Consider the following 17,798-nt stretch of genomic DNA (forward strand, 5'->3'; position numbering starts at 1 on the left):
TATATGTAATTTATGTGAAAGTGCTTTCTGATTTTTGTATAGTAAGAATATAAAGGAGGAGTAATGGAATGAGTTTTCCAAAAGATTTTTTATGGGGTGGCGCAACAGCAGCCAACCAGGTTGAAGGTGGCTGGAATCTTGGAGGAAGAGGTCCAGCACTTACTGACTTTACAACTGGAGGATCTGTAAAAGAACCTCGTTATGAAACATTTATTGATAAAGATGGCAATCCAGGCAAGAAATTACAGAAAACACCACTTCCTGAAGGTGCACATTATGCTGTGATTGATGGCTGTCATTATCCTAATCAGCAAGCAGTTGACTTTTATCATCATTATAAAGAAGATATCGCATTATTTGCAGAAATGGGATTCAAGACATTTAGAATGTCTATTTCCTGGTCAAGACTTTATCCTAAAGGAATTGAAAAAGAACCTAACAAAGAAGGAATTGAATTCTATAGAAATGTATTTGAAGAACTTAGAAAATATAATATTGAACCATTGGTTACAATCTGGCACTTTGATACACCAGCTTATATTGAAGAACATGGCGGATGGTTAAAAAGACAAACTATTGAAGATTATGTTCGCTTTGCGACAACATGTTTTACAGAATATAAAGGATTAGTAAAGTACTGGTTGACATTCAATGAAATCAATAATACTGTGATGTTCTTGAACATGTTTGGAAAAACAGCTACAGATAAAGAATATCAGGATGCTTATCAGATCTTACATTATCAGCTTGTGGCAAGTGCCAAAGCTGTACAAATTGGACATGCAATTGATCAAGAGAATATGATTGGATGCATGATCTGTGGTATCACGCGTTACCCTGCAACATGTGATCCTGAAGATATTCTAAAGAACAGATATGAGTGGGAAAAAGGCATCTTCTATTGTGGAGATGTTCAATGCAAAGGACGTTATGGCACATATGTAAAACGTTTATGGGATGAACATCATGTTCATTTAGATATCACTGAAGAAGATCTTCTTGATTTAGAAGCAGGTACTGTTGATATGTATACATTCTCTTACTACATGTCATCACTTGAAACAACACATCAATTAAAAGATAAAGTGTCAGGAAACTTTGTTTCTGGAGCAAGAAATGAATATCTCACATATTCAGATTGGGGATGGGCATTTGATCCAAAAGGATTAAGATACTATCTAGAAATGATCTATGATCGTTATGAACTGCCATTGATGATCGTAGAAAATGGATTAGGTGCTTACGATACAGTAGAAGAAGATGGTTCTATTCATGATCAATATCGTATTGATTACTATAGAGAACACATTAAAGAAATGAACATTGCGATTGAACATGGTGTAGACCTTATTGGTTATACAACATGGGGATGTATTGATCTTGTTTCAGCAGGTACTGGTGAAATGAGAAAAAGATATGGCTTTATTTATGTGGATATGGATGATGAAGGAAAAGGTTCAATGAAACGTTCTCAAAAAGATTCTTTCTATTGGTATAAACAAGTGATTGCAAGCAATGGAGATAAGTTAAATGATTTCACAGAATAAGAAGTTAACGTTTTATTCTATTATCGGGAATATTATTATTGGAATAGGGGTAGCGACTATACACTTAGCAGGATTTGGCATTGATCCTTTTACATCTATGACAATGGGGACTTCCCATTTATTAGGAGTAGGATTAGGTCTCTTTCAGATGTGTATTAATATTCTTATTTATATTCCAGTATTACTGATGAACAAAAAAGCCTTTGGTATTGGGGCTTGCTTTAATCTTCTATGCATTGGTTATATTGTAGAATATGTGGGCAAGTTTTATCAGATGATAGGATTAGATAGCTTATTATCTCACGTCATCATCCGATTCATGATCTTGCTTATAGGTGTCATAGTTGTATGTTTTGGATGTGCCTTATATATGGACTGTCAATCAGGTGTTGCACCTTATGATGCGATTGCCCCTCTTATTGAAGAAAAAACTGATGGTAAAATCAAATTCAAATATGCCCGCATAATGACAGATGTACTTGTTGCTACAATTGGACTTGTGACCGGTTTTCTTGGCAATATTACAACAATTGGTATCGCAACAGTGATTGTCGCTGCAGGAACAGGACCTATTGTTTCATTTTTTAGACAACGTGTTGTGTCAAAGATGATTGCTTAAAACTAATAAAAAGTCGTCGTAAGACGGCTTTTTGTTAGTTTTACTTATTTATTGCCTGTACACCATTTTCTCCATTAGCTGTTTCTATTAGTACACTGGAGTTAGCCTGGGTTTTAAATAAGTCTTATATTACATCACCGCTTGTAGGTGCATCAAAGATTGACTATGTTAAAGATGCTATTGCAGCATTGAATTTGACGTTTACTGATGAAGAAATGAAATATCTAGAAGAACCTTATGTTGCACATAATCAATATGGTTTCAGAAAATAAAAAAAGATGCGATTGCATCTTTTTTTATTTTCCAGAATCTCCATAGTTGTCAAGAAATCTTGCAGAAGGATCATTGACATCACAATGTTCCCAAGTCTTGTTTGGCATCCAGAAGTCCTTGATCCATTTTGAAGAATCAGGATAGAATTCTTCAAAGATATCTCTGTATAATAATGATTCCTTAGTAAATGGTGTACCATAAGGATATTTTTCTTTAGCTTTTAAGACATCTTCATCAGTATATTGTTCTTCAGCATATTCTTTAAGATAATCGACCATTGAATGTCCAACAGCATCACTGAAGGCTGCTTTTTCTCTAAATAAGATATCATCTGGAAGATAATCTAATCCTTCAAAAGCATGACGTAATAAGTATTTACCTTTGTTATAATGGTTCATCTTTTTATCTGGGTTAATGCTCATGGCATAATCCACAAATCTTAAATCAGCGAAAGGAACACGTCCTTCAAGGGCATTAGCTGAAATACAGCGGTCCGCACGAAGTACATCATACATGTAAAGTTCCTTGATACGCTTCTTTGATTCTTCCTGGAAAGCTTCAGGAGTAGGAGCAAAGTCAGTGTATTTATAACCAAATAATTCATCAGATACTTCACCAGTCATGATAACTTTGATATCTGTGTTCTTATGAATATAGTGACATAAGATATACATACCAATAGAAGCACGGATAGTAGTGATATCCCATGTTTCAAGATGATAGATGACTTCTCTTAATGCATTTAATACATCTTCTTTTGTCATGATGACTTCTGTATGTTCAGTTCCTAAATAATCAGCAACCTGTTTTGCATACTTTAAATCAATTGGATCAGTTTCCATCCCAATCGCAAATGTACGAATAGGGTGGTCAGTAATCTTTTGCCCAATGGAACATACTAGAGATGAATCCAATCCACCTGATAATAAGTATCCAACAGGAGCATCAGCCTGTAATCTTTTCTTAACACCAGCTACTAGACGTTCTCTTAGTTCAGTCGCAATTGTTTCAATTGAATCATCGTTCATTAGTTTGACATCACTTAAATCATTGTAGCAGACAAACTTTTCTCCATCATAGTAATGTCCTGGTGGGAAAGGAAGGATGTCATCACATAAATCAAACAATGCTTTCGCTTCACTTGCGACCGCAAATTTATGTTCACCCTTAGTATACCCATAAAATAAAGGACGAATACCCATAGGATCTCTTGCTGCCATAAATTTCTTTGTTTTAGTATCATATAATGCAAATGCAAATTCTGCATCTAAATATTTACACATCACATCAAGACCAAACTTCTGATAGAGGGGAATAAGTACTTCACAGTCGCTTCCACTCTTATAAGGAAAATCACTAACAATTTTCTTTAATGCTCTGAAGTTATAGATTTCACCATTACATACAAGCATAACCCCAGCATTTTCAAAAGGCTGCATTCCTTTAGGTGACAAGTCCATAATTGCTAAACGATCAAAACCAAATGTTCTTTGATGATAATAGACTGATCTTGTCATATCAGGACCACGATCACTGATTTTCCATAAAGATTTGTTAAAAGTATCTAATGTAAATTCATCTGAGTCTAATGCTAAAATACCACACATAATAATTTCCTCCTTCATTAACAAAAAAACTCGCTATATGCGAGTATCAGCCCATGCGCTCCAATATCAAAAAAGGAGGGTCATCACATGGTACGGAAATACTTCAAAGAGTACTCGATACCCGCCAGTCGTATCATGACTGAAAACGGTCTAGCCTACTTGTTGCCGTTCGGTAGACAGCTCCGAGGTGTTATTCATTAATAACTTGGATACAGGACTTTCACCATACTCCTGCTCGCTAAAACCGCTGTTAAAAATTACTTCTCCTCATCAACGCCTTATTTAGTTTACAAGTGATAGAATAGTCGCATTTCTTTCAAATGTCAATAATTTTTTTGTAAGATAATAAATATTTTTGTTTTAAGAACTTAAATTCCATATGTCGTATTTATCTAAAAAGATGTGATGCATTGTAGGTTTTACCATATTATCAACGCGAAAAAAATAACGCTAAAAAAGAGTCGTTGCTTTTGTTTATTATTAACGTTATGATGAATAAGCTCAAAAAAATAAGAAGGTGATTTTATGAAAAAAATAGCGATCATTGCGACCGGTGGCACTATTGCAGGAAGCGGTCATATGGGAAAAACAACAAACTATAAGGCAGGAACCTTATCAGTCGAAAATATTCTTGCATCTATTCCTGATATCAAAAGTGAATTTGATATTTCACTGTTTCCATTACTTTCAGTTGATTCCAATGAAATGAACATAACGCATTGGATTGCCTTAAAAAAGAAGATCGATGAAATATCTTCTGAATTTGATGGTATAGTTATCACTCATGGAACGGATACAATAGAAGAGACAGCTTATTTTTTAACACTTACAATCAATACAGATAAGCCAGTTGTTCTTACAGGGGCAATGCGTCCAGCAACAGCTACAAGTGCAGATGGACCTTTTAATCTTTGGCAAGCTATTCATTTGGCAGGTTCTTCTCTGTCCTATGGACAAGGGGTACTGGCACTATTTTCTAGTACAATCTATTCTGCACGTGATATTCAAAAGATCAGCAACTATAAGATTGATGCTTTTGAAAAAGCTAATACAGCGCTTGGTTTCATGAAAGATGATGAAATATTCTTTTCATCTAGACAGATGAAAAAACATACTACATCAAGTATTTTCTCTTCTATGGATCTATCACATCTTCCTGAAGTGGATATTGTTCCATATTATGCAGGAGCAGATTCATATCTTCTACATACTGGTGCTAAGGGCATTGTCGTCATGGGTACAGGTAGTGGAAACTTTTCTATGAAATGGAAGAAAGAAATTGAGACTCTTCAAAAAGAAGGAAAGTTCTTTGTACGTTCTTCTCGTGTCATTGATGGCATTGTCTTTGGAGATGAAGTCTTTGATCCTCATCACATTATGATTCCTTCATTGACGCTTTCACCATATAAGGCAAGAATACTATTGATGTTAGGACTAGCTTATACAAATGATTTAGATAAGCTCAAAGAAATATTTGTTCAATACTAGACTTTTAGCAATGCTAAAAGTTTTTTTCTTACATTTTTTCACATGTTTATTTGATATTTAGAATATTCTTTTTTTTGATACGATTACCTCGAAAGAGAGGTGTGTTATGAAGAAAGAGGTTTATGTTAATGCGTTAGGAACACTGAATATTATTTCTGTAGAAATAGAGGAAGAAGATTTTTTGATTCATATCGTAGAAGATATCAAACATCTAGATGATCTGTTTTCTATTTTTAAAGAAGAAAGTGAAATATCTCAAATTAACAGGAATGCCGGTTTAAAAAGTGTAAAGGTCTCTAAGGATACCTTTGAAATTATCCAAATAGCAAAATTCTATGGTGAAAAGACGAATGGTGCTTTTGATATCACAAGTGCACCGTTGAGTGAGCTATGGGGAATCCATAAAGGAAGTGAAGAAGTACCTTCTTTTTATAAAATCTATAAAGCGAGAAAGCTTGTTAATTATCAAGATATTATCTTAGATCAAGATGAATGCTCTGTCTTTTTAAAAAGAAAGAACATGAAGATTGATCTGGGCTCTATCGCCAAAGGATACTGTGTTGATCGTGTAAAAAAGAAGCTTCATGAAGCAGGTGTCAATAAAGGCTTTATTAACTTTGGTGGAAGTGTCTATACCTTCGATAAAGAAAGAGTAGGCATTCAGGATCCTTTTAAGAAAAGAGGGGAATCTTTCATGTCCATTGATGTTGATGATGCGTGTTGTGTAACATCTGGAAGCTATGAACATTCTTTTAAAAAGAATGGGAAGATCTATCATCATATCATTGACCCATTTACCGATTATCCAAGTGATAAGTCTCTTTCTTCTGTAACTTTGGTTGGATCATCAGCCATGTTAGCAGATATTTATACGACAGCTTTTTATGTATTAGGCATTGAAGAAGGAATGAAGATTTTGAAGGACGATTATCAGTCAATTTTTGTATTGGACAATAAGGATATCTTCCTAAGCAAAGATATAAAGAAACAGGTGGAGGCTTACTCATGAAAAAGAAAATACCCTATTTACAGATGACAAGGCATGTCATACAGCTGATTTCATTTTTACTGTTCCCAGGTCTTTTTATTGCGACTCTTGCTGCAATAAAAAGTATCATAGTATTGTTTATAGAGATGAAGTTTGACCTTTCTTCCTATCTTGCACCCATGCTTACATTAGCAGTGACCATTATTCCAACAATCATTTTCGGACGATTCTTCTGTGGCTTTCTATGCAGCTTTGGTGCCATGCAGGATCTCATCTATAAAACAAGCGGGCTTGTCATAAAAGATAGAATAACTTTTTCTAAAAAGACAGATCAAATACTTAAGTACCTTAAGTATTTGATACTCATTGTGTTAATTTTTGTCTGGGCATTTGGGATTGAAACAACAAGTGTAAGTTCATGGCATGTCTTTGGAACTTATATTTCATTAAGTGGATGGTCTGATCTTTCTACATTTATAACTATTGGAGGATGGCTCCTTCTTCTTATCATCATAGCCTCTCTATTTATAGAGCGATTCTTCTGTCGCTATCTTTGTCCGCTAGGAGGCATTTATACAGTGCTATCAAGATTCAAAAGCCAACAAGACAATGCGGAAAATGTCATTACTGTGAAACAAAGTGTGCTATGAATATCGATATGTCAGCACATGATGTCATTACTGATGGAGAATGTATTGACTGCTTTATGTGCAAGGACGTATGTCCAAGGGATAATATCACCACAAATCCTAAGCCTGCACTTGCGACTGGTGTTTCTGTATTGGCTCTAGGTGGTTTATATTATGGTGGAAATCTTGCATCATCTTCACTTGGCAATACGACAACAGTGACTCAAGGACAATTCAGCAATGGGACATACACAGGTAGTGCTCAAGGGTTTAGAGGAGAGACAAGTGTAAAGGTCGTTGTAAAAAATAATTCTATTTCTTCTATTGAAGTTACAAGCTATCAGGATGATGAACAGTTCTTTAATCAAGCTAAGAATACAATCATCAGCAATATCATCTCTTCACAGTCAACGGATGTAGATACAGTTTCTGGTGTAACATATTCTTCTAATGGATTAATCAATGCGGTAAAGAATGCATTATCTTCAAAGAGTGGAGAAACAAGCAATAATGAATCTGAAAATAATTCTGAAGAAAACAGTACTTTAAAAGATGGTACATACACAGGCAGTGGAAATGGATTTAGAGGAGAAACATAGGTAAAGGTTGTTGTTAAGAATAAGAAAATCTCTTCTATTGAAATTACGAGCTATCAGGATGATGAACAGTTCTTTGGAAGAGCTAAAGAAACTGTTATTGCTAATATTATTAAGAGCAGCATTGATGTAGATACTGTATCAGGAGCAACTTTTAGTTCTAATGGTATCAAGGAAGCTGTAGCTAATGCATTAAATATTGATTTTACTAATCCAAATAGTTCTTCACCATATCAAGGACATTATCATTAATAAAAAATCCTCCTTCTTATGTTATAATGCAAAAAAGAAGGGGGATTTTATTATGGATATATTAGAAAGAATGGTAGGATATCATCATATGTTGAATCAAATTGATGACATCCTTATTGAACAGAAGATAAAATCAACAAGTGAAATTTGGGAGAGTAGACTATGAATTATATTGCAGTAGGAGCAGGGGGATTTCTTGGAGCACTGCTACGTTATGTGTTGGGAATGATTTCATTAAATGAGAATACTGTATTTCCAATAAAGACATTTCTTATTAATGTGGTAGGCTGTCTTTTTATTGGACTGATCACTGTGGCTGCAGGAAGAAATACAGCTATTGATGAAAAGTGGATCCTATTTTTAAAAGTTGGTTTTTGTGGCGGTTTTACAACATTTTCTACATTTGCATTAGAAACAACAGAACTGATGAAAAATGGACATTTAGGTATTGCTTTTCTTTATGTGTTTTCGAGTATTCTAGTAGGATGTTTAGTCATTATTGGAGTAGAGTATTTATTGATGAAATAAAAAAGAGACGATTGCTCGTCTCTTGTTTTTATAAATGGTGCGGTGAACGGGATTTGAACCCACACAGCCGTACGGCCACAAGTCCCTCAAACTTGCGTGTCTACCATTCCACCACCACCGCATGTGCACCTATTATACCATAGGTGCTTTATTGTTTGCAACTGAATTATTACTTTTTAAGAATGTTATAGAGAGCCTGTGCATAGACTGCTGCTGACTGTAATAATTCTTCAAATACGATTGTTTCATCATCTTCGTGCATCTTATTATCACGACCAGGGAATTCTGCACCAAAGGCAACACAGTTTGGCATAGCTTTCGCATATGTTCCTCCACCCATGGCCTGAGGTCCATGTTCATGATCATTTGTGACATCTACATAAGCAGCATGTAATTTCTTGATCAGTTCACTTTCTGGATCTACATATAAAGATGGAGTGGCATTATAATCAACTGCAAGATCATAAGCAGAAGCTTTCTTTGTCACTACATCTACGACATCCTTGATTGGATCTACTTCATTAGAGAAACGTACATCTAATACCATGTTGATATGACCATCTTCATAGTTAAGAATACCTAAATTGTTAGTTAATGCACCTAGAGCACCACTGTGTGCGATGCCAAGTTTCTTTCCGGCTGTATCTTCATAGAAGTAATCATCAATGAAAGCAACAAGCTTGTTGTCAGTTATTGTATGAAGATAATGACAAAGAAGAACAATAGCATTAGTTCCTCTTTCAGGAACAGAACCATGAGCAGAACGTCCATCTACTTTTAATACAACGTGATTGTTCATAGTGATTGTACCAGTTGCCTTATTTTCTTTTAAGAAAGCATTGAAGCTTTCTTCATAGTCTTCTAAAGAACCTTCAAGACATGCGCAAGCATTGTTAGGAACAATGTTGCTTCTAGTTCCACCGCTAATAGAGATGATCTTTTCATCATCAATCTTACCAGTAAGGTTGAATCCAACCATTGCTTTTTCACCAAATACAACTGGGAAATCAGCATCTGGAGTAAATCCCATAGCAGGGTATGGACGATGTTTAAAATAATATTTTACACATGAAGAACCATTTTCTTCATCACATCCAAAGATAACACGGATCTTATATTTCTTTTCAAAGTCCATTTCATTGACGATTTTAGCAGCATAATAAGCAGCTAATAATGGACCTTTATCATCAGCAACACCACGTCCATATAGACGATCGCCATCCAATGTGGCATCGAACTGAGGATAGTGCCATCCTGTTTCGTTAACAGGGACAACATCAAGATGTCCTAGGATACCAAAGACTTCTTCTCCTTCACCGATGTCAATAGAGCCAGCATAGCCATCACAGTCATCTGTGATAAATCCATCTCTTTTACCAAAAGCAAGCATCTGATCTAATGCTTTTCTATTTGCTTCACCAAAAGGCTGATTATCTTTTGCTGTAGATGGATCAAATACAGAAGGAATCTGACATAATGTTCTTAAATCTTCTAATAATTCATCTTTTCTTTTATATACTTCATTATAAAAGTTCATTTTATATTCACCTCCGAGACATTATATCATTAAACTGCTTCTTTTGATAATAAAAATGCATCATACATGTTATGATAGTAAAAAAGGAGAGAATAAAAATGGGGAAAGTGAATTTTCATATAACAGTAAAAGCAATTGTCATTCATGAAGGAAAGATCCTCATCATGAAAAGAGTACGCCCATCATCTGATGGACTAGGGTGGTGGGAGCTGCCAGGAGGGGGATTAGAGTACGGAGAAACACCTCATGAAGCACTGATCCGTGAATTGAAAGAGGAGACAGGTCTAGATATTAAAATCTTAAAGCCTGTCTATACTTTTACTGCAATAAGAGAAAACTATCAGACTGTAGGGATTGGTTTCTTGACTATTCCTACCAATGATCATGTCATCTTGTCTGATGAACATACAGACTATCGTTTTGTAAGTCAGGATGAATTAAAGGATAGTCTAGATGTACATATCTATAAAGATATAGAAAAAGCACTTGATGAATACAATCAGCTAATTGAATATCATAAATTAAAAAAATAACGGGTGTTGCAAAGCAACGCCCGTTTATTCTTTTACGATATTGTTTTTAAGATGTGTGATATCAAGATAAGTTGGAATACCATTTGTATACTTGATGGCCATTTCTCCTTGAATTAATGGATAAAGATAATCATGTAAAGCAGGAGTGATATCATTGTGTGCATCATTGATCCATTCTACTGGAATCTTATGTTCAAGGTTTGCAACCTTCAATACGTCCATTGTTTCATAATGAACCTTGTATGGCATATCTGATTCTCTTTTTGAAACAATCATGATGCCTGTTTCATTGTTTAATGCAGAAGTAACAGCGAACTGTCCGATTTCAAATGATTCTTCGATATCAGTTTTTGAAGCAATATGCATTGCACAACGCTGAAGAACGTTTAATTCGATAGAACGTACTTTGCATCTGAATTCTTTATAGACAATAGTTTCCAATACTTTTCCAGTACCTGAATGAAGAACATGTCCAAAGGCATCTTTCTTTGTATATTTTGAATCCTGATCTAAATATTGACCATCGGCATCCTTGATACCTTCTGATACGGCAATAATGATTGAAGATTTTTCTTTGAATTTTTCACGAATATCTTCAAGGAATTTCTCTGTATCAAACGGAACTTCAGGAAGATAGATAAGATCAGGTACTGTAGCACCATTTTCTCTTGCCAAGGCACTAGCGGCTGTCAACCATCCAGCATTTCTTCCCATGATTTCTACGATTGTTACAGCGTTAAGCTTGTAGATAGCACTATCATAAAAGATTTCTAGCATACTGCTAGCAACATATTTAGCGGCTGAACCAAAGCCAGGTGTATGATCTGTTCCCATTAAATCGTTATCGATAGTTTTTGGAATTCCAATAAAACGAATTGATGAATTGACAGTCTTAGCATATGTAGAAAGCTTTGCGACTGTATCCATTGAATCGTTTCCACCGATATAGAAGACATCTGTAATATGCATATCTTCAAATTTCTTGAATAGCTTTTCATATGTGCCTTCTGCAAGATTGATGGTAGGGAGCTTAAAACGACAGCTTCCAAGGTACATGGCAGGTGTTGCTTTAAGATTCTCGATGCTCTCTTCATCCTTGAAAAGTTCTCCTAGATCGATATAGTGATCTTCAAGCAAACCTTTGATTCCGTTGATCATACCATAAATGTGTTCATATCCTTCTTTTTTGCACTGAGCTACAACTCCAGCTAAAGAAGCATTAATCGCTACGGTAGGACCTCCGGACTGACCAATAAAACAATTTTTCTGACTCATTTAGTAAACCTCACTTTTATTTTTCACACACATTCTATCATTTCAATTATCTCTTGAAAAGAGAAATTGAATAAGGAAGAAATACCATTGCATATCTCAATAGAAACTGTTTCTTTTAATCCTAAAAATAATTGAAAATTTGGGTCATATTAGTAAAAACACGTTAAAAAAGGAATGGTAATTTGTAATACGTGGTGTTATTATTAGATAAGGAGGTTATTAAAGAATATGTCTAAACAATATTTATCAATGGATGGTAATACTGCTGCAGCACACGTAGCGTATGCGTTTTCAGAAGTAGCAAGTATCTATCCAATTACCCCATCTTCACCAATGGCTGAACACGCTGAAGAATGGGCAGCTACAGGAAGAAAGAATATTTTTGGCTCATCAGTAAATGTGATTGAAATGCAGTCTGAAGCTGGTGCTGCAGGTGCAGTTCATGGTGCGTTACAGGGTGGCGCATTAGCAACTACATTCACGGCTTCACAGGGCTTATTGCTAATGATTCCTAATCTTTATAAGATTCAGGGTGAATTGTTGCCAGGTGTATTCCATGTTGCAGCAAGAGCATTAGCCACTTCATCATTAAATATCTTTGGTGATCACCAGGATGTTTATGCTTGTCGTCAGACAGGTGTTGTTATGCTTTGTTCACACTCAGTTCAGGAAGTTATGGACTTGGGTGGAATTGCTCACTTAGTAGCAATCAAGGCTTCTGTACCAGTAATGCATTTCTTCGATGGATTTAGAACATCTCATGAAATCCAGAAAGTTGAAGTTATGCCTTATGAAACATTAGAAAGCCTATTAGATAAGGAAGCATTAAAGAAATTTAAAGATCGTGCATTAAATCCACATCTTAATCCAGTCACTCGTGGTTCAGCAACGAATGATGATATTTACTTCCAGTCAAGAGAAGCTCAGAACGCTCATTATGATAAAGTTGCAGATATCGCAGCTGATTACATGAAAAAGATTTCTGAAATTACAGGAAGAAACTATGCTCCATTTACTTACTATGGTGCTAAAGATGCTGATCGTGTCATCATCGCAATGGGTTCTGTTACACAGGCTGTTGAAGAAGTTGTTGATACATTAGCAGAAAAAGGAGAAAAAGTTGGTTTAATTAAAGTACATCTTTATAGACCTTTCTCAGCAAAATACTTATTGGATGTTCTTCCTGATTCAGTTAAGAAAATTGCTGTACTTGATCGTACAAAAGAAATGGGCGCTACAGGTGAACCACTTTATCTTGATGTATGTGAAGTACTTAAAGATAAAGACATCGTCATCACTGGTGGACGCTATGGTATGGGTTCAAAGGATACAACAGCAAGAGCTGTTAAATCTGTATACGATAATTTAGCAAAAGAAAATCCACAGCATCCATTTACAATTGGAATCGTTGATGATGTTACTCATCTTTCATTAGAATTAGATCCAACATTTAGCGTTAAGACTGATGCAACTCAGTGTTTATTCTACGGTTTAGGATCTGACGGTACAGTTTCTGCTAATAAGTCATCAATCAAGATTATCGGTGACAATACTGATTTATATTGTCAGGCTTACTTTGCTTATGATAGTAAAAAAGCTGGTGGCGCTACTCGTTCAAACTTACGTTTTGGTGAAACTCCAATCCGTTCAACTTACTATGTCAACAATGCAGATTTCATTTCTTGCTCACTTGACAACTATGTCTTCAAATATGACATGTTACGTAACTTAAAAGAAGGTGGACGTTTCTTATTAAATACTGAATTTGATAAAGATGAAATCGTTAACTATCTTCCAAATAGAGTTAAGAAACAGTTAGCTGATAAGCATGCTAAATTCTATATTATCAATGCCAACAAGTTAGCTGCAGAATGTCATATGGGACGTCATACAAACACAATTCTTCAGTCAGCATTCTTTGCTCTTAATACACAGATTCTTCCATTAGAAGAAGCTATTGAAAAGATGAAAGAAATGGCTAAGAAGTCTTATGGTTCAAAAGGTGATGCTATCGTAGAAGCTAACTATAAGGCAATCGATGCTGGTAAAGATCAGGTTGTAGAAGTGGCTGTTGATCCTGAATGGTCTAACTTAACAGTTAATGAAGTACGCCATACTACAGGTGATGAATACTTCGATACATTCGTAGCTCCAATCGATGCTCTTGAAGGTGATGATCTTCCAACATCAGCATTCTTAGATAAACTTGATGGAACTATGCAGAATGGTAAAGCTATCAAAGAAAAGAGAGCTATCGCTGTTAATGTACCAAAATGGAATAAAGATAACTGTATCCAGTGTAACAACTGTGTTATGGTCTGTCCTCATGCAACAATTCGTGCATTCTTAATGACTGATGAAGAAATTGCTAATGCACCAGAAGATATCAAGAATGATGTATTAAAACCAATGGGCAAGAACGTGGATGGCTTATCATTCCGTATCCAGGTATCTCCAGATAACTGTGTTGGATGTACACTTTGTGTATCTGCATGTCCAGGTAAGAAGGGTGAAAAAGCTCTTTCTATGGTTCCAGTTAAGGATGAATTACCTCATTCTGAATTATCTGAATATATCTACAGCAATGTAGAATACAGAGATGATCGTTATCCAACTACAACTGTTAAGGGTGTAGGTTTCAAGAAACCTTACTTCGAAGCATCAGGTGCATGTGCCGGATGTGGTGAAACACCATACTATAGATTAGCAACTCAGTTATTTGGTAGCGATATGCGTATTGCCAATGCAACAGGATGTTCATCAATCTATACAGGTTCATGTCCATCTACACCAATGACATTCGATAAGAATGGACATGGTCCAGCTTGGGCAAACTCATTATTCGAAGACAATGCTGAATTCGGATTTGGTATGAAGTTAGCTGAAAACTATAAAGCTAAACATATTTTAGAAACAATTGCTGCTAACATCGATAATGCAGAAGCAGAAACTAAGGATGTCTTAGATCGCTATGTAGCTATCAAGGGTGATAGAGCAAAAGAAAAAGAAATCTATGATGAAGTTGTTAAAGCATTAGAATCAACTAGCGTTGGCGCTTTAAAAGCTTTATTAGATCATAAAGAAGACTTAGTGACTAAGTCACAGTGGATCGTCGGTGGAGACGGATGGGCTTATGATATCGGTTATGGTGGATTAGACCACGTTATCGCTAATGATCAGAATGTAAACATTCTTGTACTTGATACAGAAGTTTACTCAAATACAGGTGGACAGTCATCTAAATCATCACAGGCAGGATCAATCGCTAAGTTTACTGCTAGCGGTAAGACAGTTGCTAAGAAAGACTTAGCACAGATCGCTATGGCATATGGTCATGTCTATGTAGCTCAGATTGCTATGGGAGCTAACCCAATGCAGTCAATCAAGGCATTAAGAGAAGCTGAATCATATGATGGACCATCATTGATCATTGCTTATTCTCCATGTAATGAACACCATATCAAAGGTGGAGGATTAGCTAACTCTCAAAGACAGGAAAAACTTGCAGTTGAATGTGGTTACTTCAACTTGTTAAGATACGATCCTCGTCTAGCTGAACAGGGCAAGAACCCATTACAGATTGATTCTAAGGCACCAGATTTCAGCAAGTTCAAAGACTTCCTGATGACAGAAAACAGATTCTCACAGTTGACAAAAGTCAATGCTGAAAATGCTGATGCGTTAATGGATAAATGCTTGAACGATGCTAAACGTCGTAGAGCACGTGCTGAAGCACTCGCTAAAGAATTTGAAGTAATGGAATAGCTTACATTAAAAGAAGCAAGATAATCTTGCTTCTTTTTTTGTTTTTTACTTGAATTTTATAAAATTTTTACTTATCATAACTATGCGCACTTCTGCGCCGTTTTTATTTTTTTTAAAGGGAAAAGGGGTACAATAGATGAACTATAATGAAGTTAATATAGTTAATACAGAAACGATTATGAAACAGTTCGATGTTAATGCATTAGTTGCAAAGGTGATTGATGCAAAGGGGTTAACTGAAGAAAAGTTTCATGCTTTGAATGAAGATTATGAATATCATCTTGGTGATTATTCAGGGGCAGAAGACATTAAAAATATCATTAAAGAAAGTTATGATAACGATGAAAAATTTCTTATCGTATCAGATCCAAAGTTAGATAACTTATTTGCATCTATCATTGTCATTCGTTCATTGGCAAAGATGAAGGCAAGATTTGAAATCAAGTACATCAATAAAGATGAATATATGCTAAAAGGAAATGTCATTGCGATCCATGATACTTTACAGTTCCATAATAATCAGAAGAATATCCATCTTGAAGTTGAAACAGATCTTTCTTTATCTACAATGGCTTATGTCATCATGAAAGAATTTGTCAGAGATAGCTATTCTATCGCATTGGCTTCTATTGCTAATATCTGTACTAATGTGCCATTATCATATGCTAATAGAACATTGTTTAAAAGAGCTAAAGAAATCTTGGAAGATAAGCAGTATGTTGTATTTGAACGTTTTATGATTACACCTGAAAAACGTAATGCTCAGCTTTTAAGAAGCGGTAATGCTTATACGACATATCATTTAAGCAAGATGAAGAATCTTCTTGTTAATCCATTAATGAACTTCTTAAAAGATAATGATGAAAAAAGATGGAATGCCTTATTAAGCTATTTCTTTAATCCAAATAAAATAGATTCTAAGCTTTCTAAGTTGGCATTGGCTATCACTAAGTTCAAGACTGATGATGAAAAAGAATATGATGAATCTCAAGTTATTGAAGTAACATTGGATGAAATCAGAATTGATGAAATCAAGAATTTATCTGAGACATTTGAACCATACTATGATGGATTTAAACGTCCATTATTTATCTTAAAGAACGTTGTAGTCACTGATCGTCGTCGTTTTGATTTAGCTAAAGGATTAGAAATTTCATTTAGAACTGATCATGGTCTAGTTAAGGCTACAGCCTACAATAATCCTGTTACTAAACTTGATATTAAAGTAGGGGATACAATCAGTATTGTTGGTACATTAACAATCAATGCATTCTCTGGATTGCCAGGATTATCTATCGTAAATATGGAAAAGCATAATTAAACTTGAAAATTTCATTTTAAAATCTTATCCTTAAATTATAAGGAGGTTTTGTTATGAAACGATTATTTAGCTTTTTACTTGCATTCGCCATGCTGTTTAGTATTGCTGGCTGTAAAGGAAGTGATAAGGAAGCTGTTTCAAAAGCAGCCAATGAATTCCTTACTGCTTGTAAAAACGGAGAGTTTGATCAAGCCAGCAAATTAGCAGATAGTTCAGTAAGCTCTAAGCTTCAGCTTAATAATGTGGACTCATCTATTACATCAGCCTTAGGCTCTTACAGTAACCGTGGTGGTGAAAAGTTTAAGAAAGGTTTAGATGAATTTGTTAAGAAAGTTAAGAAAGCTTATGTTCAGTCTTATACAATCAAAGATGATTATGATAACGATAAAAAGTCATTAAGCGCTGAAGTAAAGATTCTTGATCAGAGTGCTATCTCATCAGTTTCTAGCGCCCTAAGAACAAAAGTGACGACTTTAGCAAAAGAGTATGCACAAAATCATTTAGCAGAACTTCAGAAGATTTATGCTTCTGAAGGCAATGAAGCTATGCAGAATGCAATGCTTGAAGGTATGGCAGATCAGATGTTTGAACTCCTTGATAAGGAATATTTAGCTAAGATTCCTACTAAGACACAAACTTGGAAGATGACATTTACTGATTCTGATAAGACTTGGAAATTAACAGATGTAGTTATTGCATAAAAAAAGAGGCTGTAACGAAATAAATACAGCACTCAAATAAAAAATGGTGGCATCCTCATAAGTGATGAGGAATGCCACCTTTTTTGATATAATTAGGCTATGAAAAATAACAATACAAATACACCTAATTACAAGAACA

General features: G+C 35.2%; 15 protein-coding genes, 1 tRNA gene and 1 pseudogene. 13 read left to right on the top strand and 4 right to left on the bottom strand.

Annotated elements, in window-relative coordinates; translation table 11 throughout:
• The first annotated feature begins 68 nt into the window (after positions 1 to 68).
• The 3 genes from J6L95_RS08120 to J6L95_RS08130 all read left to right on the top strand — a co-directional run bounded on the left by J6L95_RS08120 (position 69) and on the right by J6L95_RS08130 (position 2,438).
• On the top strand, positions 69 to 1,547 hold the full coding sequence (locus J6L95_RS08120; protein WP_287458759.1) for a glycoside hydrolase family 1 protein: 1,479 nt from the start codon (positions 69 to 71) through the stop codon (positions 1,545 to 1,547).
• Entirely contained in the window at positions 1,531 to 2,166 is a 636-nt protein-coding gene (locus J6L95_RS08125) for a YczE/YyaS/YitT family protein (RefSeq protein ID WP_287458761.1), read from the top strand. Before J6L95_RS08120 ends, J6L95_RS08125 begins: the two co-directional genes overlap by 17 nt.
• Before the next feature lie 86 nt (positions 2,167 to 2,252).
• Complete coding sequence (locus J6L95_RS08130) at positions 2,253 to 2,438, top strand: aldo/keto reductase (protein WP_287458777.1); 186 nt, start codon at positions 2,253 to 2,255, stop codon at positions 2,436 to 2,438.
• A 24-nt stretch (positions 2,439 to 2,462) separates the two neighbouring features.
• Here J6L95_RS08130 and asnB read toward each other — a convergent pair whose 3' ends face one another.
• Complete coding sequence (asnB, locus tag J6L95_RS08135) at positions 2,463 to 4,046, bottom strand: asparagine synthase B (protein ID WP_287458762.1); 1,584 nt, start codon at positions 4,044 to 4,046, stop codon at positions 2,463 to 2,465.
• Between the two features lie 525 nt (positions 4,047 to 4,571).
• Between asnB and J6L95_RS08140 the strand changes: the two genes are divergently transcribed.
• The 6 genes and pseudogenes from J6L95_RS08140 to crcB all read left to right on the top strand — a co-directional run bounded on the left by J6L95_RS08140 (position 4,572) and on the right by crcB (position 8,527).
• Positions 4,572 to 5,534, top strand: a complete 963-nt coding sequence (locus J6L95_RS08140) for an asparaginase (protein WP_287458763.1) — start codon at positions 4,572 to 4,574, stop codon at positions 5,532 to 5,534.
• A gap of 106 nt (positions 5,535 to 5,640) precedes the next feature.
• A complete protein-coding gene (locus tag J6L95_RS08145; RefSeq protein ID WP_287458764.1) occupies positions 5,641 to 6,543 on the top strand; it encodes an FAD:protein FMN transferase in 903 nt (300 codons plus the stop codon).
• The gene (locus J6L95_RS08150; protein WP_287458766.1) at positions 6,540 to 7,172 is read left to right on the top strand and encodes a 4Fe-4S binding protein; all 633 of its coding nucleotides are present in this window, start codon (positions 6,540 to 6,542) and stop codon (positions 7,170 to 7,172) included. Before J6L95_RS08145 ends, J6L95_RS08150 begins: the two co-directional genes overlap by 4 nt.
• Entirely contained in the window at positions 7,169 to 7,750 is a 582-nt protein-coding gene (locus J6L95_RS08155) for an FMN-binding protein (RefSeq protein WP_287458767.1), read from the top strand. Before J6L95_RS08150 ends, J6L95_RS08155 begins: the two co-directional genes overlap by 4 nt.
• A 12-nt stretch (positions 7,751 to 7,762) precedes the next feature.
• Positions 7,763 to 7,999, top strand: a pseudogene (locus tag J6L95_RS10905) (FMN-binding protein); the annotation flags it as partial.
• 162 nt (positions 8,000 to 8,161) lie between these two features.
• Positions 8,162 to 8,527, top strand: coding sequence for a fluoride efflux transporter CrcB (gene crcB / locus J6L95_RS08160; RefSeq protein ID WP_287458769.1), 366 nt, complete (start codon positions 8,162 to 8,164; stop codon positions 8,525 to 8,527).
• A gap of 35 nt (positions 8,528 to 8,562) precedes the next feature.
• Here crcB and J6L95_RS08165 read toward each other — a convergent pair.
• Positions 8,563 to 8,648, bottom strand: a tRNA-Leu gene (locus J6L95_RS08165).
• Positions 8,649 to 8,696: 48 nt separating this feature from the next.
• Positions 8,697 to 10,064, bottom strand: coding sequence for a dipeptidase PepV (gene pepV / locus J6L95_RS08170; protein WP_287458770.1), 1,368 nt, complete (start codon positions 10,062 to 10,064; stop codon positions 8,697 to 8,699).
• A 98-nt stretch (positions 10,065 to 10,162) separates the two neighbouring features.
• Here pepV and J6L95_RS08175 point away from each other — a divergent pair, with 98 nt between their 5' ends.
• A complete protein-coding gene (locus J6L95_RS08175) occupies positions 10,163 to 10,597 on the top strand; it encodes an NUDIX hydrolase (protein WP_029071281.1) in 435 nt (144 codons plus the stop codon).
• A gap of 24 nt (positions 10,598 to 10,621) precedes the next feature.
• On the opposite strand, the gene J6L95_RS08180 is transcribed toward J6L95_RS08175, so the two are convergent.
• Positions 10,622 to 11,872 (bottom strand): 6-phosphofructokinase, encoded by a 1,251-nt coding sequence (locus J6L95_RS08180; RefSeq protein ID WP_287458772.1) that lies wholly within the window; start codon positions 11,870 to 11,872, stop codon positions 10,622 to 10,624.
• 228 nt (positions 11,873 to 12,100) lie between these two features.
• Between J6L95_RS08180 and nifJ the strand changes: the two genes are divergently transcribed.
• The 3 genes from nifJ (at position 12,101) to J6L95_RS08195 (ending at position 17,659) form a co-directional block, all read left to right on the top strand.
• Positions 12,101 to 15,637, top strand: coding sequence for a pyruvate:ferredoxin (flavodoxin) oxidoreductase (gene nifJ / locus J6L95_RS08185; protein ID WP_287458774.1), 3,537 nt, complete (start codon positions 12,101 to 12,103; stop codon positions 15,635 to 15,637).
• 136 nt (positions 15,638 to 15,773) lie between these two features.
• Entirely contained in the window at positions 15,774 to 16,958 is a 1,185-nt protein-coding gene (locus tag J6L95_RS08190; RefSeq protein ID WP_287458775.1) for a hypothetical protein, read from the top strand.
• Positions 16,959 to 17,011: 53 nt separating this feature from the next.
• Positions 17,012 to 17,659 carry a hypothetical protein gene (locus tag J6L95_RS08195; RefSeq protein WP_287458776.1) on the top strand — a complete coding sequence of 216 codons (648 nt, stop codon included), beginning with the start codon at positions 17,012 to 17,014 and terminating at the stop codon, positions 17,657 to 17,659.
• The last annotated feature ends 139 nt before the right edge of the window (positions 17,660 to 17,798 follow it).

The organism is Kandleria sp., from assembly GCF_017934775.1.
Classification (GTDB): Bacteria; Bacillota_I; Bacilli_A; order Erysipelotrichales; family Coprobacillaceae; genus Kandleria; species Kandleria vitulina.

Excerpts from the sequence above, each read along its gene's own strand:
- J6L95_RS08120 (WP_287458759.1), top strand. The coding sequence starts at position 69 with ATGAGTTTTCCAAAAGATTTTTTATGGGGTGGCGCAACAGCAGCCAAC.
- J6L95_RS08125 (WP_287458761.1), top strand. The coding sequence starts at position 1,531 with ATGATTTCACAGAATAAGAAGTTAACGTTTTATTCTATTATCGGGAAT.
- asnB (WP_287458762.1), bottom strand. The coding sequence starts at position 4,046 with ATGTGTGGTATTTTAGCATTAGACTCAGATGAATTTACATTAGATACT.
- J6L95_RS08140 (WP_287458763.1), top strand. The coding sequence starts at position 4,572 with ATGAAAAAAATAGCGATCATTGCGACCGGTGGCACTATTGCAGGAAGC.
- J6L95_RS08145 (WP_287458764.1), top strand. The coding sequence starts at position 5,641 with ATGAAGAAAGAGGTTTATGTTAATGCGTTAGGAACACTGAATATTATT.
- J6L95_RS08150 (WP_287458766.1), top strand. The coding sequence starts at position 6,540 with ATGAAAAAGAAAATACCCTATTTACAGATGACAAGGCATGTCATACAG.
- J6L95_RS08155 (WP_287458767.1), top strand. The coding sequence starts at position 7,169 with ATGAATATCGATATGTCAGCACATGATGTCATTACTGATGGAGAATGT.
- crcB (WP_287458769.1), top strand. The coding sequence starts at position 8,162 with ATGAATTATATTGCAGTAGGAGCAGGGGGATTTCTTGGAGCACTGCTA.
- pepV (WP_287458770.1), bottom strand. The coding sequence starts at position 10,064 with ATGAACTTTTATAATGAAGTATATAAAAGAAAAGATGAATTATTAGAA.
- J6L95_RS08175 (WP_029071281.1), top strand. The coding sequence starts at position 10,163 with ATGGGGAAAGTGAATTTTCATATAACAGTAAAAGCAATTGTCATTCAT.
- J6L95_RS08180 (WP_287458772.1), bottom strand. The coding sequence starts at position 11,872 with ATGAGTCAGAAAAATTGTTTTATTGGTCAGTCCGGAGGTCCTACCGTA.
- nifJ (WP_287458774.1), top strand. The coding sequence starts at position 12,101 with ATGTCTAAACAATATTTATCAATGGATGGTAATACTGCTGCAGCACAC.
- J6L95_RS08190 (WP_287458775.1), top strand. The coding sequence starts at position 15,774 with ATGAACTATAATGAAGTTAATATAGTTAATACAGAAACGATTATGAAA.
- J6L95_RS08195 (WP_287458776.1), top strand. The coding sequence starts at position 17,012 with ATGAAACGATTATTTAGCTTTTTACTTGCATTCGCCATGCTGTTTAGT.